The following is a 21,307-nucleotide window of genomic DNA, read 5'->3' as shown; positions in this document are numbered from 1 at the left end:
AACAATCTTAAGCAGATTGAATTAGTAAACTAGAACTGCGCGACGGTTTTTCGCGTACGCGTCTTCAGATTGACCTAGTACTAGTGGTTTCTCTTCACCGTAGCTTACGATAGAGATTTGGTCAGCTTGTACGCCAAGAGCTTGGATGTACTTAGCTACAGCTTGTGCACGACGCTCACCTAGTGCGATGTTGTACTCAGGAGTACCGCGCTCATCAGCGTGACCTTCGATAGTCACTTTTAGTGATGGGTCTTTGCTTAGGTACGCTGCGTGTGCTGCAAGCATATCTTCGTAGTCACCAGCAATTGTAGAGTTATCGAACGCAAAGTAGATAGTTTGGTTTTCACGAAGCGCTTTTTCTTTTAGCTCTTGCTCAGAAAGTTGTGCATTCTCATCGATTGGAGTAGCAACAACAGTTTCTTGATGTTGTTGGTTAGAAGTTTCTGCACCTGTTGATGACGCAGCGTCATCAGTTGAGCTACATGCTGTCATCGCAAGAACTGGCAGTGCGATTAGCAACCCCTTAAAAACTTTGTTTAATTGCATTGTTATTTCCTTAACCTAAAAATTTAATTGCTATAAAAACGGTGACCATGCTGGGGCTCTTACACGCCCATTTGTAGCCGGTAATCTAGCTTTAAATCGTCCATCAATGGAGACCATAGAAAGGACGTTAGTTTTGTTATAAATAGAGCTGTATATCACCATGCCACCATTTGGTGCGATGCTTGGTGACTCATCTAGCAGTGTTTTCGTGAGGATTTGCACTGAACCTGTCTCTAAGTCTTGTTTTGCAAGATTAAATCCAGAGTTCGAGCGATTTACCATCACGAGGTAGCGACCGTCAGGGGTGATCTGCCCACCGAGGTTTTGTCTACCCTGCCATGTGATACGTTTAGTTTTACCGTCGGACAAATTTACTTCATAAATCTGAGGGTTACCACCCCTATCCGACGTAAAAATAAGGGATTTGCCGTCTGGTTTCCAGAACGGTTCTGTATTATTTGACCTACCGCTAGTAATTTGACGTAGTTTTCTTGTTTCAAGATTTAACGTATATACATGCAGTTGCCCAGTCTTTGATAGTGTTAACGCTAACGTCTTGCCATCAGGAGAAAATCTTGGCGCACCATTGTGACGTGGGAATGACGTAATCTTTTCACGCTTACCGGTATAGATGTTCATGATGAAGATTTCAGCTTGCCCGTTTTGGAAACTTACATAGGCAAGTTTTTTTCCATCTGGAGACCAAGCCGGAGACATTAGCGGCTGCTTGGAACGTAGAACGAGCTTTTCGTTGTAGCCATCATAGTCAGCAATACGCATTTGATACGGGTACTGATCTTTGTCATTAACAACGACATAAGCAATTCGAGTTAAGAATGCGCCGCGCTCACCAGTTAGTTCTTCATAAACAAGATCAGAAATGCGGTGAGCATATTCACGTAGGCGATTGCCTGGAACGGTTGCTTTCTTCTTGAACAGGACGTGGTCGTTCGACAGAACCAGTTGGCCATCATCACTTAGAGCCTTGGATTTACCGCCAGTCAATTGACCACGCACCACATCAACCAGTTGGTAGCTTACTTCGTAATTACCTTCTGCGTTTTTCACGATGGTACCCGTTAGCAACGAATCCACACCAATGGATGTCCACGCCTCAAAGTTAATGTCTGACGCATCGTATGGCGTTTGCGGCATTTTACTGGTTGCGACAGGACTAAACTTACCACTTCGTTGTAAGTCTGATGCAATCACGGCCGAAACATCATGAGGAAGTTTTCCCTCACCTTCCCACTTAAATGGGACAATGGCGATAGGTCTTGCGGAATCAATACCGTCGGTAATGACAAGTTCTAAAGCGGCATTTGCAGTCTGAGCAGCGAAGCTCAGTACTAATGCCATTCCTAATAGTATTCGCTTAATCACGAGGTCTTCCTTTTTACTCTGGAACTACGGTCAGATTAATATTTTTAAGTTGTTGGTTCACATCCGCTTCTTTTGAAAGCGGGAAGGTTCCAACCTGAGCTATCGCACGCTTAGTCGCGGCACAAAGTCTGCTATCTCCATCGAGTACTGCAACTTGACCAGCGATAGCGCCGTTACCCGCAGGTATCAGTTTCAAGTTAACTCGACATTGCTTTCCCCGAAAGCTGTCCTCTAGAAGCAGCTTTTGTTGAATCAGCTGAGTGTAGATTGCGCCCATACGTTGTACTTCTGATGCAACGTGTTTAGAGCGCGCACTAGTATTCAGAGCCGCTTCACTTTCAAGGCCAGAGAAAATGTTATCTAGAGCGGCTTCTTGCTCCTTGCGCTCACGCTCAAGTTGCTGCAAACGCTCCTTTTCTATTCTGGCTTTTTCTGCTGCTTCTTTAGCGGCTTTCTCTTTAGCAATACGTTCTTTTTCGGCACGTTCAGCGGCTTCTTTCTCACGCTGGGCTTTTTGTTGTGCTTCTTTGATCGCTCGTTCTTTTTCTATACGTTCTTTCTCTGCCTTAGCTATCGCCGCTTCTTTAGCGACTCGTTGTTGCTCAGCAACACGAACAGCTTCTTCTTTGGCTTTACGTTCAGCTTCAGCTTTTGCAGCGCGCTGCCTTTCCACTTCACGGCGTTTCTCCGCCTCACGCGCTGCTTGAGCATCTTTCGCTTGTTGCTGTTTTAACTTGCGAATGCGCTCTTCTTCTGCTTTGCGATTACGCTCCAGTTGCTCACTTTCACGGCGTAACTTATCAAGGCGGTCTTGTTCTTTTTTAGCTGCGGTTTCGCGCTGCTTGCGAATCTCTTGCGCTTGTTGGCGCACTCTAGCAGGGTCGATGACCACCGCTTGCACCATGCCTGTTGGCTCCGCTTTATTCATCGTGAAGTCTGTCCCCCACAATAAAGCGACAACCAGCATCAAGTGAGCAAACAAAGAGATCGCTATTGGCTTTCCGTAGCTAGAGTTATTCTTCTTATTGCTTTTCATACCGTTGCGATGACTATTCCCTGATATCGGTTAGTAGGCCCACTTTTGGGATACCGGCCTGACTTAACTCATCTAACAACAACACTACCTCTGCGTAAGGGGTAGCTGCATCACCGCCTACTGCCACTGGCGAGTTTGGATTGATCGACAGCTCAGCTCGAACGCGAACAATAATGTCTTGTAAGCTAAGGCCTCTTTGCATGTCTTCGTTATTAACGCTCAAACCAAAATTACCATCACGGTCGACTTCAACAATGATAAAACTTGCGTCGCTGTCACCTGCTAGCTCTGTTGCTGGCTTAGCGGTGGACGTTTTTGGTAGTTCTACATCCACACCTTGAGTGACGAAGGGTGATGTCACCATAAAAATGATAAGTAGAACTAGCATGACGTCGATATACGGAACGACGTTAATTTCACATGTCAGCTTGCGTTTCTTTGGTTGGTAGCCAGCCATTACTGCTCCCTACCCGCCATTGCTTGTCTGTGCAGGATACTGTGGAACTCTTCTGAGAAGGTCGCGTAGTTGTGCTCCAACTTGCCTACTTTATTGCTGAGTCGGTTGTACGCCATTACTGCCGGGATAGCTGCGAATAGACCCATTGCTGTTGCGATCAGTGCTTCCGCGATACCAGGTGCTACCATCGCTAGCGTTGCTTGTTTTACTTCACCCAATGCGATGAACGCGTGCATGATGCCCCAAACGGTACCAAAGAGACCGATATATGGAGAGATAGAACCAACGGTTGCTAAAAATGGTAGGTTTGTCTCTAGATCTTCTACTTCGCGAGAAACGGCAACACGCATCGAACGCCCCGTTCCTTCCATAATGAAAGCTGGTGATTCAGCGTTAGATTTACGAAGTCTTAAAAACTCAGTGAAGCCGCTATAGAAAATCTCTTCCGTACCAGAAAGGTCGTCTTTTCTTTTTTTTACATCTTGGTAGATCTGCGAAAGATCGGCACCTGACCAGAACTTATCTTCAAACTCGTCGGAGTCTTTAGTAGCCTGTTTTAGTACCTTGCTGCGTTTGATGATCATCGCCCAAGATACGACTGACATCCCAAGCAGAATCAACATTACCAATTGAACCAGTAGACTTGCCTCTAGAATGAGGTCCACAAACGAAATATCAGCCGTCACTGTTTTTTAACTCCAATAAGATAGTCGAAGGGATAGCCTTCGGCTTCATTTTTATATTATCGATACATGCCACTTTAACGAGAGCCTTTGCAATTGTCACATTTTGCTCATCAACAATTTCTTGTTGAAATGTTAATGACGCTCGTTTGAATTCAGAAATATGTGTCTTCACTGTGAGGTGGTCGTCTAGCCGTGCACCGCGGATAAAATCAATATCGATATGACGAACGACAAAACCTACTTGTTGGTCAAGCAACTGACGTTGGTGTACGTTTCTGCTACGAAGCAACTCGGTTCTGGCGCGTTCAAAGAAATTGAGATAATTCGAATGGTAGACCACACCGCCTGCGTCGGTGTCTTCATAATAGACGGTGATGGGGAATTCGAAATACGGTGATAACTGAGACAAACTGGTAACTTCCTAATGAATACTGCGCTCTAATATAACGCAAGTGATTGTGTTTGTTATAAGAGCTGACAAAAAATTTTGAATAAAGTGCCAAAATTTACACTCAACTGATGAAGTTATTAGCAGTTTCGAAAGTTTGTTTGTTTCAAAAGGTAAAAAACCCGAGCATAGCTCGGGTTTTCTTTAGATAACGTACATTAACGTTAAGTAACTCAACACAGTTAGTGACAAGTACGGACTGAACACCGCTTGCCAGAGCCAGAACCTCGGTCGGAATCCGACTCCAAACACCATGCTGGCACAAACAGACAATACAAATAGCAATCCTAAGAATGGCGAGAAGCCACCAATGGCGTCAGCGTATTGGTCTGGACTCCACATAAACAAACCGACATTAACAAAGCCGAGTATCAGAGATAAGACGCGCAATAGCGTCTTATCTACAGGTTTGTGGAGTTGCTCTAACTGTTGGTTAAGATTACTCACTGTCTTCGTCCATCATCTCACTGTGCTCTAACCAAAGAGCGTTGATGATGCCGAATGCACACGCAAGTAATACACCTAAAATCCAAGCGAAATACCACATATCAAATGCTCCTTAGTAAAGTGAATTTTTGTTTTCTTCGATGAACTTGTCATCAAGACGACCAAACATCTTGTAGTAAGTCCAAGCTGTGTAGCTAAGAATTACTGGAACCATTACGAACGCTACCGCTGTCATTAGGTTCAGAGTCAACTCACTTGAAGTCGCATCCCACATAGTCAAACTATGGTTAGGGTTTAGGCTACTTGGCATTACGAATGGGAACATTGCAAAACCAGCCGTAAAGATGATGCCGCCGTTCGCTAGAGAAGAAGCAATGAACGACACTGCACATTTCTCTAGACGCGAAGCCAGTACTGCTAGTAGAGGCATCACCACACCTAGTGCTGGAGCAATCCAAAGTAGTGGGTACTTCTCAAAGTTCGCCATCCACGCACCTGCTTCACGAACCACTTCTTTATTAAGTGGGTTCGATGCTGCATTGCCGTCAATTGCGCTTACGATTGAGTAGCCATCGATGTTTTGAATCCAGAAACCTGCTGCTACAAAAGCTGCAACAACCAATAGACCCATTAGCTGTGCTGTGTTGCGAGCACGAGTATGGATATCACCTGTTGTCTTCATTTGTAGCCAAGTTGAGCCTTGTAGCAAGATCATGAACAAGCTTACTAGACCGCAAAGTAGCGCAAATGGGTTTAGTAGACCAAAGAACGAACCATGATACGTTGGCATCATGAATTCACTCAGTTGGAACGGTACACCTTGTAGCAAGTTACCAAATGCCACACCAAAGATGATTGGTGGAACAAAACCACTGATTGAAATAGCGATATCCCAAACGTTACGCCATTTGGTGTCTTCTAGCTTTGAACGGTAGTCCAAACCGATTGGACGTAGCCATAGCGCTGCTAGCGTCACAATCATTGCAAAGTAGAAACCGGAGAACGACGTTGCATAAACAAGTGGCCATGCAGCGAATAACGCACCACCAGCAGTGATCAACCATACTTGGTTACCATCCCAGTGAGGGGCAATCGAGTTGATCATTACACGGCGTTGGCTGTCCGTTTTACCTAGGATAGGCACTAGAGCACCTACCCCCATATCAAATCCATCGGTGATTGCGAAACCAGCCAATAGTACGCCGATCAGAATCCACCAGATGAGTCGTAAGACTTCGTAATCAAACATTCTTTTTCTCCTTGCTTACGCTTCTACTTGGCGACTAACTTTGTTCTCTACCGTTTCGTCATTTTGTTCGAAATGGTAACGACCAGTCTTCAAGCTACTTGGACCTTTACGTGCGAATTTCACCATCAAGTAAACTTCAGCAATTAGGAACACAGTATAGAGGGCAATGATTGCGAACAGTGAAGACCATAACTGGCCTACCGTTAACGCTGACGCGGCTACGTGAGTCGGTAGAATTTCACCAACAGCCCACGGTTGACGTCCGTATTCAGCAACAAACCAACCTGCCTCGATAGCGATCCAAGGAAGTGGAATACTGAATAGCGTTGCTTTGAGAATCCATTTCTTCTGCTCGATTTTTTGACGACATGTTTGTACAAACGCTGCGCCGAATACGAATAGCATGACAAAGCCACACGCAACCATTATACGGAATGACCAGAATAGCGGCCAAACTTTAGGGATAGAGTCATCCGCTGCTGCTTGGATTTGATCTTCTGTCGCATCAACAACTTTGTCTGTGTAGCGTTTAAGTAGTAGACCGTAACCTAGGTCATCTTTCACTTCATCAAACGCGGCAACGTTAGCTTCGCTGCGGTCACCTGCACGAAGTTTTTCTAGCAGCTCGTAAGCGTACATACCGTTACGAATACGATCGACGTGCTCTTCGCGTAGGTCACGAAGGCCAGTTACAGGAGTATCTAGAGAACGCGTTGCGATAATACCCATTACATATGGGATCTTAACCGCGAAGTCGGTGTGCATTTCTTCTTGGTTTGGTAAGCCAAACAGAGTAAATGCTGCCGGTGCTGGCTCAGTGTGCCACTCTGCTTCAATAGCCGCGAGTTTCACTTTTTGAACATCACCCAGCTCGTAACCTGATTCATCACCAAGTACGATTACCGATAGAATAGATGCCATACCGAACGAAGCTGCGATAGCAAACGAACGACGAGCAAATGCAACATCACGACCTTTAAGTAGGTAGTAAGAGCTGATACCTAGGATGAACATTGCACCCGTTGTATAGCCTGATGCTACTGTGTGAACAAACTTAACCTGAGCTACTGGGTTGAGTACTACCTCAGCGAAGCTCACCATTTCCATTCGCATTGTTTCAAAGTTGAACTCAGCGCCTACTGGGTGTTGCATCCAACCGTTTGCAACAAGAATCCAGAGTGCAGAGAAGTTCGAACCAAGCGCAACTAACCATGTAACGGCTAAGTGCTGACGTTTTGAGAGCCTATCCCATCCGAAGAAGAAAAGTCCGACAAAAGTGGATTCGAGGAAGAAGGCTACGAGGGCTTCGATAGCAAGCGGGGCACCGAATATGTCGCCAACATAATGGGAATAGTAAGACCAGTTGGTACCAAACTGGAATTCCATAGTAAGACCGGTGGCAACACCTAGAGCGAAGTTAATACCAAATAGCTTACCCCAGAACTTTGTCATGTCCTTGTAGATTTGCTTATTGGTCATTACGTAGAGGGACTCCATGATGGCTAGCAGGAACGCCATACCGAGAGTCAATGGAACGAACAAGAAGTGATACATTGCCGTGAGTGCAAATTGCAGTCTCGACAGATCAACAACGTCTATCATGGTAACTCCTTTTGTGTCAGCTGAACGACACTTTCTACATTTAGCTTCAAGGACTTTGTTTAATAGACATTAAACTTGTTGAGCAAATCATCATCCTTGTTGCAAAAATGTACCTCAATGGTTAGTTAATTGTTAAGCTTGCGCTAATATAGCTGGCGCTAATATTACTGTTAAATTGACTCGGTTTCAAAAGGTTTATTTGTAGAGTTGCTTTGATTTACATCAATAAACACAAAGAGTTGATTGTACGATCTTTAATCACATTGATGCAGATCAATTTCAATGAATTTATGTAAGCAAATTAAGGGAAGTGTGAAGGGGAGGAAGAATTGGGAATACCCCTTTAGTAGCAAGGGATTATAGCGTGAAGTGTTAGCTATATGAAACAGAATTGGACTTCAAATCACACAAAACGATAGATATGACAAATAAAACAAAGCCGCATATTTGCAATATAAATTTACAATAATGCGGCTTAATAATTATTCACAAAAAGGAACTATTTGGATGAAATCTGACAATTATCAATGTTTATCGATACCGAAGTGTAAATAAGCTCGGTCAGACGCGATACGGCCACGAGGTGTGCGTTGTAAATAGCCTTGTTGTATCAAATAAGGCTCAATCACATCTTCGATGGTGTCTTTCTCTTCACCAATGGCTGCTGCTAGGTTGTCGAGACCTACAGGACCACCTGCGAACTTCTCCATAATTGCTAGCAAGAGCTTTCTATCCATGTAGTCAAAACCTTGATGATCGACATCAAGCATATTCAGTGCTTTGTCTGCGATATCCGCACAAATATGACCATTGCCTTTCACTTCCGCATAATCTCGAACGCGGCGCAGTAGACGGTTGGCAATGCGAGGTGTACCACGAGCACGACGAGCAATCTCCAACGCGCCTTCTGGTTCCATTGACAAGCCAAGACAAGACGCGCTGCGTTGCACGATCTTTTGCAGATCAGCAATTTTGTAATATTCCAAACGCTGAACAATACCGAAGCGGTCGCGAAGTGGTGAAGTCAGTGAACCAGCCCTGGTTGTCGCGCCAATCAAAGTGAACGGAGGCAAGTCAATCTTAATAGAGCGTGCAGCAGGGCCTTCGCCAATCATGATATCCAGTTGGTAGTCTTCCATCGCGGGATACAAAACTTCTTCAACCATTGGACTTAGACGGTGAATCTCGTCAATGAACAAGACGTCATTTTCTTCGAGGTTGGTCAACAGCGCAGCCAAATCCCCTGCTTTCTCAAGCACCGGACCGGACGTGGTGCGAATGTTCACTTCCATTTCATTGGCGACGATATTGGCTAAGGTTGTCTTACCTAGACCCGGAGGACCAAATATCAACAAATGATCAAGCGCCTCATTACGCAGTTGTGCCGCTTTGATGAAAATTTCCATCTGGTCACTAACATGCTCTTGGCCTTCATAATCGGCCAGTTTTTTAGGACGTATTGCTCGGTCAATCACGTCCTCATCTTTGAAAACAGGATTTTCAGGCGCTATTAAGCGATCGGCTTCAATCATGTCACGCTGTCTCTTTGCTATTCATTCAGCTTATTTAATAAAGGTGAGATTTAATTTCTCACAACTTAAACCATAGCACGCAGTGCTTCACGAATCAGCGCTTCGCTGGTCATATCTGGTTTCGCAACTTGAGAAACTACTTTTGATGCCTGTGTAGGTTTATAGCCCAACGCAAGCAGTGCACTGACCGCCTCTTCTTCCGCGTTGTCGGCATTCATAGCACCAACACTATCAACTGGTGCAGCGTCAGTCGCAGGCGTAAACAAGTCACCCGCGCCCCAACCTTTCAAACGATCTTTCATTTCAACAACTAGACGCTCAGCAGTCTTTTTGCCGACGCCAGGTAGCTTAACAAGAGTAGAAATGTCTTCACGTTCTACACACGCAACAAACTGAGTAGCCGACATGCCGGATAGGATACCAAGACCTAGTTTTGGACCAACACCATTGGCTTTGATGACCTCTCTGAACAGTGCACGTTCACGGACGGTATTAAAGCCATAAAGTAATTGCGCATCTTCACGCACTACAAAGTGAGTGTAAATGATCGCCTCTTGACCAATTTCAGGTAGTTCGTAGAAACAGCTCATCGGCATTTGAATTTCGTAGCCAACGCCGCCCACTTCAATTAACAGTTCTGGCGGTTGCTTTTCGATTAGAGTTCCACGTAATCGTCCTATCACAGTTCAATGTCTCATGTTAGTTGCAATAGGGCTTAGGATATAGAATAACTGGATAGGTATCCAGTTATTCTAAGTAAAATTTAAGGCATAACAGAGCGTAGGCGCTCGGAGAGTTCAGTGCCCTCATGGATTTGCTGACCAAGCTGATCACTAATCGTTTGAATGTCTTCGGCAATCGCTTTACTGCCGACGACAGACTCCGCCACATCACTGCTTGCCTGGTCTAATTCGCCGATGGCTAAGTTCTGCTGAGTGACCAACTCACTGAGCTCGGTAATTTCTGAAGAAATGGTTTGCACCTGTTCTATCATCATACTCAACTCAGAGACTGTGGTTTGAATGGTTTTTTGTCCGGAGTTGATTTCTTGCTGACTGTTGTTGATAAGAGTGCGAATCTCATCCACTGAATTACTGGTTTTAGACGACAGTTCTCTGACCTGCTCAGCAACGACGGCGAAGCCACGACCATGTTCACCAGCCCTTGCTGCTTCAATAGCAGCGTTTAACGCAAGCAAGTTAGTTTGCTCTGCCACGGAAGTAATCAGCTCAATGACCGACACCACTTTCTGATTACTGTTATCGATATTGGTGATGGCCTGCGTCGAAGCATTCAGCATTTCCGAGCTGCTCTCTGCTTGCTGCTTTATTGAGTCGGTTTGGGTAATCACTTGCTCCATAAAATTGACCGACTCTTGGGTGAACGACGACAGCTGTTCCAATTGCTGACTCATTTCCTCTGCGGCACTGGCTTGAGAAGCGCTGTTGAGGCTCAGTGACTGTACGTTACTTGTCAGTTGTGTAGATTGCGTGTTCACTTGATGAATCACTTCATCTAACTCTTGAACGCTTTCGTTAACAGCGAGCAGCATGCTATCAAGTTTCTTCTCACCTTCTGACGCTTTTTCTGCTTGTAACGCACTCTCTTTTTGCGCTTTTTCAGCGCGTGAAATCGCACTTTCTTTCTGTTTTGAAGTAAAACTTTGCGCGAAGCAAATGACAAATAGCGGCAGTAACATGCCAGACCAAATCTCTATATTTTGCTTAGATGCCGACAAGTTAATCGTTGGGAACTGATAGCCGGAAGTATGCAAATAGGTCATCACGGCGGATACCGCTAGAATCCCGACGCTCCACGTTAATGCCATAATACGAGATGCGGAAAGATAGAAGGCTACGATCAACAGCGGGGCCCAGAACGCTTGCGTCGAATCAACGATGCCACCGCTTTGGAAGATAATATTCACCGCATGCAGCACCATACCAAAGAAACCGATGTTCAGTGCAATTGTGATCATCTTACTAAAACGAAGCACTGCTAAAGCAATAACTTCGACTAAGATCAACGCGATAGAGGTGAGAAATAGAGACGCGTGGCCATTGGATTGCCACTTAATCGCGCTGTATAAACCAACCACCAAAGCCACAACTGAGAAGACCGCGGTGATTTCCGCTTTACGAAGGGTGTTGCGAGAAAGGCTATCCGAATTATTGATAAAATAATGCCACATGCCGTTGGAGTTCCTTGTTATTTGATTATTCGGACATTTGGTCCTTTGAATTGACTCATCGGACCAATATTAGAAAGTTAACAAATAATTAACAAGGCGAATTAGGCGAAAAGCTCTAAAAGTGTGGACTGGCTATCGTTAAAATTATCGGTATGGCGTTTATATCGCCACACTCCCTTGATGGCTTCATGCGATTAATTTGATTAGCGATATCGCCCTTTTTTTGCGCCTGTTGCTTTACCCGCTAAAGCGACAAGTGTTTTGTTGGTGTTTGCATGACAGATTGCTACACCTAAGGCGTCAGCCGCATCAGCTTGAGGTTTGGACGGCAATTTCAGCATCGCCATAACCATGTGCTGAACCTGTGCTTTATCTGCTCCACCCGTACCTACTACCGCTTGCTTGATTAAGCGTGCTGCGTATTCGTAGACAGGCAAGTCATTATTCACGGCAGCAACAATTGCGCTGCCTCTGGCCTGTCCTAACTTAAGCGCTGAATCAGCGTTTTTAGCCATAAACACCTGTTCAATAGCAAACACGTCTGGCTGAAATTGAGTAATGATCTCACTCACACCTGCGTAGATTTGTTTGAGTCTGCCCGGTAACTCTGCTTCTGATGTACGGATACATCCGCTACCGAGGTATTGCAAATGGCGACCCTGCTGACGAATTACACCATATCCGGTGATACGCGAGCCAGGGTCGATTCCTAGTATTATTGACATGATTTCTCGTTAATTACTCAAGGCTTGCTGCGACTTCGTCAGAGATATCACCGTTGTGATAGACCTCTTGCACATCGTCAAGGTCTTCCAGTGCGTCAATCAAGCGCAGTAATTTTGGTGCCGTCGTCTCATCAAGCTCTGCTTTAGTCGACGGCACAAGCGTCACTTCTGCATTGGCGGCTTGATAACCAGCGCCATCTAGCGCATCTTTCACCGCACCAAAGTCGGCAGGCGCGGTGTAAACATCAATAGCGCCATCGTTTCCGGTTTCAATATCATCAGCACCACCTTCTAGTGCGACCTCCATCACTTCGTCTTCGTCCAGACCTGGAGCATAAGAAATGACGCCTTTTTTATCGAATAGGTAGTTCACACTACCGTCAGTACCAAGGTTGCCCCCTGCTTTAGAAAATGCGTGGCGAACGCCAGATACGGTTCGATTACGATTGTCGGTCATGCATTCCACCATGACTGCCGTTCCACCGGGACCGTAACCCTCGTAGATGACCGTTTCCATGTTGTCATCGCCTTCCCCACCAGCACCACGACTCACGGCACGATTTACCGTATCACGAGTCATATTGTTGGAGAGTGCTTTATCAATAGCGGCACGAAGACGAGGGTTGTTTTCAGGTTCACCACCACCTTCTTTAGCGGCAACGACAATTTCGCGAATCAATTTAGTGAAGATTTTGCCGCGCTTGGCATCTTGCGCTGCTTTACGGTGACGAATATTCGCCCATTTACTATGACCTGCCATAACAAATCCTTTGAGTTCTATGAAGTTGGATTACTTTTTATGTTGGTATAACTATACAGATTTTGGAAGTAAATAATCCACCTGCTGAGCAGGTGGCTTTGAATGGCCCCCTAAAAGGGGGCTAACTTTTAGTTACTCAACCCCAGATGCATCTGACGCTCTTCTTCTTCCTTTCCAACACGATCTTGATGCCTGACATATCTTCGGATTATTTCCTCGTTCATTCCTACCGAATCAACAAAATAACCACGCTGCCAAAACTTATTGCCCCATAACTTCTGCTTTCTTAGATACGGAAATTTGTTGAACAACCTTATCGCTGTCCGTCCTTTTACAAATCCCATATACTTTGAAATACTCAAACTGGGTGGCATTCTCACAACCAAGTGGACGTGATCTACTTGAACGTTCAACTCTACAACCTTGCAGTTTTTCATGTTGCTGTAGATGTAGATACTTCGGTACAGCTCTTTGCCCAAGTTACCCTTGAGTATTTTGAGGCGGTACTTGGGCGTCCAAACTATATAGTACTGGCACCTGTAATATACGTGCGAAGCGGATTCATATCTGCTCATGTTCTTTTTCTCCTTGATTTGCTGGTTACAAACTTGGATATCTTGAACATGAGCGTCCTTCGGGCAAAGCCCTAATGGACGATCACCACCTTCCTAGAAGGTGGTTTAGGATTAGAAAACAAAAACTCCCGCTGTTGCGGGAGTTTTGGGTATGTTGTGATCTTTGCTTTTAGTTTTGGTGCTCGCGGTTAGAAGATCCCTGCCTACGCAGGGATTACGACAGCTTGAGCACACCAAAGGTTGATGCGTCATTCCTGCGCAGGCAGGAATCTACCCAAGGCGTGCGAACTAACTAAAAAACCACGTCGTACCTTAAGAGTCTTTCTTCTCTTTCGCTGCTGTTACTGCAATCGCTAGCTCTTCAAGTGCTGCTGGGTTTGCTGCACTTGGTGCATCTGTCAGTAGACACGCTGCTGCGGTCGTTTTCGGGAATGCGATTACGTCACGGATGTTTTCCGTACCGCAAAGTAGCATCACAAGACGGTCAAGACCGAATGCAAGTCCTGCGTGTGGTGGTGTACCAAACTTAAGTGCATCTAGTAGGAAACCAAACTTCTCACGTTGCTCTTCTGCATCGATACCAAGGATCTCGAATACTGCTGCTTGCATTTCTGCGTTATGAATACGAACAGAACCGCCACCTACTTCATAGCCGTTTAGAACCATATCGTACGCGTTTGAGTTTGCTGCCGCTGGGTTCGCTTTTAGCTCTTCCGCAGTCATGCCTAGAGGAGACGTGAATGGGTGGTGCATCGCGTGCAGGTTACCCTCGTCATCTTCTTCGAACATTGGGAAGTCAACAACCCAAAGAGGTGCCCACTTAGACTCATCAGTAAGTTCAAGATCCTTACCAATCTTAAGACGAAGTGCACCCATTGCTTCAGCAACTGTGTTCGCTTTGTCTGCACCAAATAGGATGATGTCGCCAGACTCAGCTTCAGTGCGCTCAAGAATACCGTTGATCACTTCTTCGTTTAGGAACTTCGCTACTGGAGACTGGATACCTTCCATACCTGCGGCACGGTCGTTAACCTTCATCCACGCAAGACCTTTCGCGCCGTAAATACCAACGTACTCTGCGTAACCATCAATTTGCTTACGAGTTAGAGAAGCACCGCCTGGTACACGGATAACCGCTACGCGACCTTTTTCGTCGTTAGCTGGGCCTGAGAACACTTTGAATTCAACGTCTTTTAGTAGATCAGCAACGTCTACTAACTCAAGCGGGTTACGTAGATCTGGCTTATCTGAACCAAAACGACGAATCGCTTCAGAGAAAGGCATAACTGGGAACTGACCTAGGTCTACGTTCAATAGCTCTTGCCACATATCGCGAACCATTTTTTCTGTCACTTCACGAACTTGATCCGCAGACATAAAAGAAGTTTCGATATCGATTTGAGTAAATTCAGGTTGACGGTCAGCACGCAAGTCTTCATCACGGAAGCACTTAACGATTTGGTAGTAACGGTCGAAACCAGACATCATCAGCAGCTGCTTAAATAGCTGTGGTGATTGAGGTAGTGCGTAGAACGAGCCTTTGTGAACACGGCTAGGCACTAAGTAGTCACGTGCACCTTCTGGTGTCGCTTTAGTTAGTACTGGTGTTTCGATGTCTAGGAAGCCATTGTCGTCAAGGAAACGACGAACAAAGCTTGATGCTTTAGCGCGCAACTTAATACGATCGCTCATTTCTGGGCGACGAAGATCGATGTAACGATACTTGAGGCGCTGCTCTTCAGTATTGGTTTGGTTGAAGTCTAGTGGCAATACATCACTGCGGTTGATAATTTCAAGGCCAGTTGCCAAGATCTCAACCTCGCCAGTTGCCATGTCTTTGTTAACTTGGCTTTCTGGACGAACACGAACTTCACCAGTCAGCTTGATGCAGAATTCGTTGCGAAGTTGGTTTGCCACTTCGTAAGCATCAGCCATATCTGGATCAACGACTACCTGAACGATACCTTCACGATCTCGCATATCGATAAAGATAAGACCGCCTAAATCTCGGCGACGGTTTACCCAGCCGCACAGTTCTACAGTTTGTCCTGCAAGGGACTTGTTCAGGTGACCACAGTAATGGCTACGCATAGTGAATTTCCCAATTTCCAATAGTGATAATGAAACGTATAGTATGGGCGAGTGACTATTATCTAGCCAACTTACATTACACCCATAAAATCAAAGGTTCATTTATACTCGGAAAATCGTCTAAAATCGACCTAATTTGACAGAATTGTTGTGTTTAATTGCCAGTTGCGGCACTAGAACTCTTGAAATGGATAAAATATCAACAAATCCTGTTGATACGACTGAAGCCAGAACATTGCAATCAATACACGAGATGCCATAGATGGAAACGAAAGCAAGGGAAGATGATGAGCGAGCTTAAGTTAAGATTGGGTTTAACCATGTGGTCACACAGTGATTGGCAGCACTCATTCTATGGTAAAGGTACCAAGCCAAATGAGCGCTTGGAGCGTTATGCATCTGTTTTTCACACTGTGGAAGGCAATACCACCTTTTACGCTACACCGAATAATTCTACTGTCGATAGCTGGAATCGTGCGACTCCTGAAGATTTCCGGTTTACCTTCAAACTCCCAAAACAGATCACCCACGAGCAAATACTCACTCAATGCCGAGCAGAGCTAAACAACTTCCTCAAAGTTATGGAACCGCTGCACTCGAAAATTGGTATGTGGACGATTCAGCTTCCGAGCAGTTTTGCTCCCGAACACCTCGCATCACTGCAATCTTTTTGCCAGTGGTTCCCTAGCGACATGCGGTTGGGGGTTGAGGTTCGCCATTTGGGATTTTTCAATAAATCTGATGACGAACGACGGTTTAACCAATGGTTAATGGAGCAAAATATCGACCGCATTATTATGGATAGTCGTCCTGTTTTCGCGGCCAAGCCGGATACCCCTGCCGTCATCGATGCTCATGAAAAGAAACCAAAAGTACCTGTTCACGCTATTGCAACCGCAGAACATCCAATGATTCGCTTTATTGGTCACCCAGATATGGAACAAAATCTTCGCTTCTTTAAGCCTTGGGAAAATAAACTTGCCGAGTGGGTTCAACAAGGTAAGCAGCCTTACGTTATGATTCATACTCCTGACAATGTCGAAGCGCCTGAGCTTGCCATTAAGCTTTATGAAGTGCTAAGCCAGCATATGGCGACGCTACAAACAACGCTTTCCCCACTCAACGCAATTCCAGCATTGCGCGACGATCATCAAATTTCAATGTTCTAATTCATTACTGCGTGTCTATCTCTCACTGATTTGACCTAACACAAGTTGCGATACAGTTACGTAGGATGACTTTTCTTGATGAATAACGTAAAATGCGCGCCTTTTTTATTGCCTCTGAACTTGTACTTAGCAAAGCGCTGAACCAAGTTTAGGACTGAGTGAGACCGCATGGGGAACAATGATATGCAGAACAAAGATACGATATTCTCTGCACCTATCGACAAAATTGGTGACTTTACCTTCGACGAACGCGTAGCGGAAGTCTTCCCAGATATGATTCAACGCAGTGTGCCGGGTTACAGCAATATTATTTCTGCTATTGGCATGCTGGCTGAACGCTTTGCAAAGCCTCACTCCACTATTTATGACTTAGGCTGTTCCTTGGGCGCTGCTACGCTATCTATGCGTCGCAACATTACTCAAGAAGGTTGCCAAATCATTGCGGTCGATAACTCTCCAGCTATGGTTGAGCGTTGCAAACTTCATGTGAATGCTTACCGCTCTGATACTCCAGTTAGTGTCGTTGAAGCTGATATTCGTGATATTGATATCACCGACGCATCCGTTGTGGTGCTTAACTTTACGCTTCAATTTTTATCTCCAGAGGATCGTCGAACTCTGCTTGAAAAGATCTACGCGGGTTTGCGCCCGGGCGGTATTTTGATCTTATCTGAGAAATATGTGTTCGAAGACGAAAGCGCCAATGAACTATTGATCGATTTGCATCATGACTTCAAACGCGCCAATGGCTACAGCGAGCTCGAAATTAGCCAAAAGCGCAGCGCCATTGAGAACGTCATGCGCCCAGACTCAATTGCAATGCACAAAGCACGCTTTGAAGAGATCGGTTTTAGTAGCTGTGAAGTTTGGTTCCAGTGTTTCAACTTCGGCTCTATGTTTGCTATTAAATAGCGCATTACGACCATTACCTAGATATACCATTAGCGAGATATCGCTAAGTTTAAAATTAGAGAATCCAATGTTTAATTTTGCAGACTTCTACCAACTTATTGCTCAAGATACACGCCTACAGCCATGGCTTAATGTGTTGCCTCAACAGCTGACTGACTGGCAAAACGCTCAGCATGGCGATTTTGATCGTTGGTTAAGAGCCCTAGCAAAGATTGATGTGGGTCAGCCTGATAACGTAGAGCTGAAAGACAGTGTAACGATTTCAAACTCTGAGCCACTGCCCACTGGCGAAATGAAAAAGCTTGAGAGCTTACTGCGTACTTTCCACCCTTGGCGTAAGGGTCCGTACCATGTTCATGACATTCATATTGATACTGAGTGGCGCTCTGATTGGAAATGGGATCGTGTGCTTCCACATATCTCACCGTTAAAGAATCGCTCTGTGCTGGATGTTGGCTGTGGTAACGGCTATCACATGTGGCGCATGCTAGGTGAAGGTGCACGTCTATGCGTCGGTATTGACCCATCACACCTATTCTTGGTTCAATTTGAAGCGATTCGCAAAATGATGGGCAACGACCAACGCGCTCATTTACTGCCATTGGGTATTGAACAGCTTCCTGAACTGCAAGCGTTTGATACGGTATTCAGCATGGGTGTGTTATATCACCGCCGTTCGCCGCTCGATCATCTTATTCAACTAAAGAACCAGTTGGTACCGGGTGGCGAGCTGATTTTAGAAACCTTGGTGATTGAAGGTGATGAGAATGCAGTCCTAGTACCGCACGATCGCTACGCTCAAATGCGCAATGTTTACTTTTTCCCGTCAGCACTTGCACTGAAAGTTTGGCTCGAGAAAGTTGGCTTTGAAAATGTACGTATCGTTGATGAGAACGTGACGACAATCGGTGAGCAACGCACTACTGAATGGATGACACATAACTCGTTGCCTGAGTATCTAGATCAGAACGATCCTAGCAAAACTGTCGAGGGCTACCCTGCTCCTCGTCGTGCTATCTTAATTGCTGATAATCCAAGCAATTAATCAATCGTAAGTGTTGTATACGTCTCACTTTATCGAGTTTTGACATGACGTTTATAACTCTAACGGAGCTCTGACAATAGGGAGTATCAAACTCCCTTATTGATCAGCTAAAATCCATACCACTTCCTGTTCCATTATTTACTGTTTTAGGGTTTAAGATGTACAAACGCTTGGCACCACTTGTCGCCATCGGTTTACTTTCCGGCTGTTCCACTATTAATCACCAAGAACTTCACCAAAGTACACTCAATGCAATCGAGCAATCCGAGCAACGCCTCGAGAATCGCCTCACCAATATCGACCTGCAGTTGAGCAACCAAACTGACTACATAGATAGTTTGGAATCTGAAATAATCGCACTTAATGAACAAATTAAGGTACTAGAGAACAATCAAGTAGAAGGACTGGAGAAAATTGATGACTCCAAGCCTCTGCCAGCAATCGTTGCTGTGCCTTCAATTTCAAGCCCTGTAATCTTAGGCTCTGTTGAAAAAGTAAAACTCGATGTTTTAAAACAAACCTTCGATGCGCGTGTCGATACTGGAGCAGCAACCTCTTCATTAAATGCTGCCGATATTCAAGCGTTTGAGAGAGATGGGAAGCAATGGGTGAAATTTCACCTCGTTAATGACAAGGTTAAAGAGCAGGAAAAACGTTGGATTGAAGCCCCTGTACTCCGATATGTTAAAATACGCCAATCTACCAGCGATGAAATGGAACGTAGAGCTGTAGTTGAATTGTGGATCCGTGTAGGAAAAATCCATGAAAAAGCGCAATTTACACTGGCGGATCGCTCGCAAATGACCCACCCTATACTACTAGGAAGAGAATTTATCAAAGATATTGCTTTAGTGGATGTAAGTCAGCAATATATACTTTCATCTAACAAATAAATCTCTTTTGAATAACACTTTCAGGGAAAGCAATTACAATAATAAGGTTGTTTATGACTTCACGTATTCCATTTTACCTATCAGTAGGCTTACTGATTGCCGCAGGTATTGCGCTTAGTGTCATCAGACACGAGACGTACGGCGTTCCATGGACTCCAGGTGAAACTCGCCAAGTCTGGGATATCGAAGCTAGAGTTGAATTTAACGCCATCGGCAAGCCGGCCAAAGTTTCTTTAGCGGCACCTTATACTCAAGAAGGCTTTACACTCATTGGAGAGTCAGCATCTTCACCAGGCTACGGTGTTTCGTATGTTGATTCTGATGCAGGACGCCGAGCGGAGTGGTCAATCCGCCAAGCCCAAGGTCCTCAAACCATCTACTACAAAACTCAATTTCTTGTTGATGACCAAGCGCTCGCTAACTCGACACCTCCTACAGAAGAAATCATTAAACCGACCTTTGATGGTCCAGAAGAAGCCGCTGCTATTGCCCTTGTAGAACGCGCCACCTCTCGCTCTTCCGACAATATCACTTTCACTCGAGAACTTATCAAAGCACTGAACGATGGTGATAGCCAAAACTCGGCGCTCATTCTGAACAGCATGACTAAGTTGCAAGCAGCCTCTAAGCTTCTAGCGTATGCTGATGTTCCCAGCAAAGTTGTCGGTGTTATTGAATTAGAAGATGGTCGTCGCCGTCAATCCAGCCAACAAATGTTGCAAGTATGGGATGGCAAAAAATGGCAAATTTTCTCTCCGGAAACAACCGAAGGTAAAAAACAACAGAACCTATTGGTTTGGGATGAGTCTAACGTCTCTTTGCTTGATGTCGTCGGTGGTAAAGACAGTAAAGTTCATTTCACCATGATTTCGCAAGAGGTATCCCCTCAAGAAGCAACAAACAGCAAAGTTGATGCTGACGGTCTTCTTAACTTCTCTATTCATAGCCTGCCTCTCGAAGAGCAAGCCATGTTTAAGACCATCATGCTAATACCAATTGGTGCCTTGATTGTTGTATTCCTGAGAATACTGATTGGCCTGAAGACCTCAGGTACTTTCATGCCGGTACTGATTGCCGTAGCATTCGTTCAAACACAGTTAGTCACCGGTATTGTCGGCTTCTTGCTGATAGTGGGTACTGGTCTGGTGATCCGTAGCTATCTATCTAAACTCAACTTACTATTAGTTGCCAGGATATCAGCGGTTATCATCACCGTTATTTTGATTATTTCAGTCTTTACCGTCGTTGCCTTCAAGATTGGTCTCACCGAAGGTCTGTCGATTACCTTCTTCCCAATGATCATCCTGTCTTGGACAATCGAACGTATGTCGATTCTATGGGAAGAGGAAGGCGCGAAAGAGGTTGTACTGCAGGGTGGTGGCTCACTACTCACAGCGGTTCTGGTTTATCTTGCGATGACCAACCCATATGTACAGCATCTAACGTTTAACTTTATCGGTCTGCAATTGGTTATCCTTGGCGGTATCCTTATGCTAGGTACTTACACAGGCTACCGTCTGACTGAGCTACGCCGTTTCAAACCTCTAACGGAGGACTAAT

At 45.1% G+C, this 21,307-nt stretch carries 22 protein-coding genes; 5 read left to right on the top strand and 17 right to left on the bottom strand.

Annotated features, from left to right (window positions below; all coding sequences use genetic code 11):
- Positions 1-21: 21 nt before the first annotated feature.
- The 17 genes from pal to aspS form a co-directional block, all read right to left on the bottom strand.
- Positions 22-546 carry a peptidoglycan-associated lipoprotein Pal gene (gene pal / locus JKJ11_RS05845; protein WP_252038869.1) on the bottom strand — a complete coding sequence of 175 codons (525 nt, stop codon included), beginning with the start codon at positions 544-546 and terminating at the stop codon, positions 22-24.
- 30 nt (positions 547-576) lie between these two features.
- Positions 577-1,905: a Tol-Pal system beta propeller repeat protein TolB gene (tolB, locus tag JKJ11_RS05840; protein ID WP_006075297.1), complete on the bottom strand. Its 1,329-nt coding sequence runs from the start codon at positions 1,903-1,905 to the stop codon at positions 577-579.
- A 37-nt stretch (positions 1,906-1,942) separates the two neighbouring features.
- Positions 1,943-2,965, bottom strand: a complete 1,023-nt coding sequence (gene tolA, locus JKJ11_RS05835; RefSeq protein WP_252038868.1) for a cell envelope integrity protein TolA — start codon at positions 2,963-2,965, stop codon at positions 1,943-1,945.
- Between the two features lie 13 nt (positions 2,966-2,978).
- Positions 2,979-3,422, bottom strand: coding sequence for an ExbD/TolR family protein (locus tag JKJ11_RS05830; RefSeq protein WP_006075295.1), 444 nt, complete (start codon positions 3,420-3,422; stop codon positions 2,979-2,981).
- Positions 3,422-4,108: a protein TolQ gene (gene tolQ, locus JKJ11_RS05825; protein ID WP_006075294.1), complete on the bottom strand. Its 687-nt coding sequence runs from the start codon at positions 4,106-4,108 to the stop codon at positions 3,422-3,424. Before tolQ ends, JKJ11_RS05830 begins: the two co-directional genes overlap by 1 nt.
- Positions 4,098-4,517, bottom strand: a complete 420-nt coding sequence (gene ybgC, locus JKJ11_RS05820) for a tol-pal system-associated acyl-CoA thioesterase (protein WP_006075293.1) — start codon at positions 4,515-4,517, stop codon at positions 4,098-4,100. The genes tolQ and ybgC overlap by 11 nt, the downstream gene beginning before the upstream one ends.
- 183 nt (positions 4,518-4,700) lie before the next feature.
- Positions 4,701-5,003, bottom strand: a complete 303-nt coding sequence (gene ybgE, locus JKJ11_RS05815; protein WP_006075292.1) for a cyd operon protein YbgE — start codon at positions 5,001-5,003, stop codon at positions 4,701-4,703.
- Positions 4,996-5,103, bottom strand: coding sequence for a cytochrome bd-I oxidase subunit CydX (gene cydX, locus JKJ11_RS05810; RefSeq protein ID WP_006075291.1), 108 nt, complete (start codon positions 5,101-5,103; stop codon positions 4,996-4,998). The genes ybgE and cydX overlap by 8 nt, the downstream gene beginning before the upstream one ends.
- A 12-nt stretch (positions 5,104-5,115) precedes the next feature.
- On the bottom strand, positions 5,116-6,252 hold the full coding sequence (gene cydB / locus JKJ11_RS05805) for a cytochrome d ubiquinol oxidase subunit II (protein ID WP_031495488.1): 1,137 nt from the start codon (positions 6,250-6,252) through the stop codon (positions 5,116-5,118).
- Between the two features lie 15 nt (positions 6,253-6,267).
- Complete coding sequence (cydA, locus tag JKJ11_RS05800; RefSeq protein ID WP_006075046.1) at positions 6,268-7,854, bottom strand: cytochrome ubiquinol oxidase subunit I; 1,587 nt, start codon at positions 7,852-7,854, stop codon at positions 6,268-6,270.
- A gap of 524 nt (positions 7,855-8,378) precedes the next feature.
- Entirely contained in the window at positions 8,379-9,386 is a 1,008-nt protein-coding gene (gene ruvB, locus JKJ11_RS05795; protein ID WP_006075045.1) for a Holliday junction branch migration DNA helicase RuvB, read from the bottom strand.
- A 65-nt stretch (positions 9,387-9,451) separates the two neighbouring features.
- Positions 9,452-10,069 carry a Holliday junction branch migration protein RuvA gene (gene ruvA, locus JKJ11_RS05790; protein ID WP_006075044.1) on the bottom strand — a complete coding sequence of 206 codons (618 nt, stop codon included), beginning with the start codon at positions 10,067-10,069 and terminating at the stop codon, positions 9,452-9,454.
- 80 nt (positions 10,070-10,149) lie between these two features.
- Complete coding sequence (locus tag JKJ11_RS05785) at positions 10,150-11,577, bottom strand: methyl-accepting chemotaxis protein (protein WP_252038867.1); 1,428 nt, start codon at positions 11,575-11,577, stop codon at positions 10,150-10,152.
- Between the two features lie 203 nt (positions 11,578-11,780).
- Positions 11,781-12,302 carry a crossover junction endodeoxyribonuclease RuvC gene (gene ruvC, locus JKJ11_RS05780; RefSeq protein WP_006075042.1) on the bottom strand — a complete coding sequence of 174 codons (522 nt, stop codon included), beginning with the start codon at positions 12,300-12,302 and terminating at the stop codon, positions 11,781-11,783.
- A 13-nt stretch (positions 12,303-12,315) separates the two neighbouring features.
- On the bottom strand, positions 12,316-13,062 hold the full coding sequence (locus JKJ11_RS05775; RefSeq protein WP_252038866.1) for a YebC/PmpR family DNA-binding transcriptional regulator: 747 nt from the start codon (positions 13,060-13,062) through the stop codon (positions 12,316-12,318).
- 128 nt (positions 13,063-13,190) lie between these two features.
- A complete protein-coding gene (gene tnpA, locus JKJ11_RS05770; protein ID WP_252038865.1) occupies positions 13,191-13,637 on the bottom strand; it encodes an IS200/IS605 family transposase in 447 nt (148 codons plus the stop codon).
- 312 nt (positions 13,638-13,949) lie between these two features.
- Positions 13,950-15,728 carry an aspartate--tRNA ligase gene (gene aspS / locus JKJ11_RS05765; protein WP_063605598.1) on the bottom strand — a complete coding sequence of 593 codons (1,779 nt, stop codon included), beginning with the start codon at positions 15,726-15,728 and terminating at the stop codon, positions 13,950-13,952.
- A 287-nt stretch (positions 15,729-16,015) separates the two neighbouring features.
- Here aspS and JKJ11_RS05760 point away from each other — a divergent pair, with 287 nt between their 5' ends.
- The 5 genes from JKJ11_RS05760 to JKJ11_RS05740 all read left to right on the top strand — a co-directional run bounded on the left by JKJ11_RS05760 (position 16,016) and on the right by JKJ11_RS05740 (position 21,306).
- The gene (locus tag JKJ11_RS05760; protein WP_252039099.1) at positions 16,016-16,897 is read left to right on the top strand and encodes a DUF72 domain-containing protein; all 882 of its coding nucleotides are present in this window, start codon (positions 16,016-16,018) and stop codon (positions 16,895-16,897) included.
- Between the two features lie 183 nt (positions 16,898-17,080).
- Positions 17,081-17,809 (top strand): carboxy-S-adenosyl-L-methionine synthase CmoA, encoded by a 729-nt coding sequence (cmoA, locus tag JKJ11_RS05755; protein WP_006075038.1) that lies wholly within the window; start codon positions 17,081-17,083, stop codon positions 17,807-17,809.
- Positions 17,810-17,876: 67 nt separating this feature from the next.
- Positions 17,877-18,854 (top strand): tRNA 5-methoxyuridine(34)/uridine 5-oxyacetic acid(34) synthase CmoB, encoded by a 978-nt coding sequence (cmoB, locus tag JKJ11_RS05750; RefSeq protein WP_031493418.1) that lies wholly within the window; start codon positions 17,877-17,879, stop codon positions 18,852-18,854.
- Positions 18,855-19,012: 158 nt separating this feature from the next.
- Positions 19,013-19,747: an ATP-dependent zinc protease family protein gene (locus JKJ11_RS05745; protein ID WP_006075035.1), complete on the top strand. Its 735-nt coding sequence runs from the start codon at positions 19,013-19,015 to the stop codon at positions 19,745-19,747.
- A 53-nt stretch (positions 19,748-19,800) separates the two neighbouring features.
- Positions 19,801-21,306 carry an inactive transglutaminase family protein gene (locus JKJ11_RS05740; protein ID WP_006075034.1) on the top strand — a complete coding sequence of 502 codons (1,506 nt, stop codon included), beginning with the start codon at positions 19,801-19,803 and terminating at the stop codon, positions 21,304-21,306.
- Position 21,307: the final 1 nt, after the last annotated feature.

This window comes from Vibrio sp. SCSIO 43133 (assembly GCF_023716845.1).
Classification (GTDB): Bacteria; Pseudomonadota; Gammaproteobacteria; order Enterobacterales; family Vibrionaceae; genus Vibrio; species Vibrio mediterranei.
This window is presented reverse-complemented; position numbering and strand designations above follow the sequence as displayed.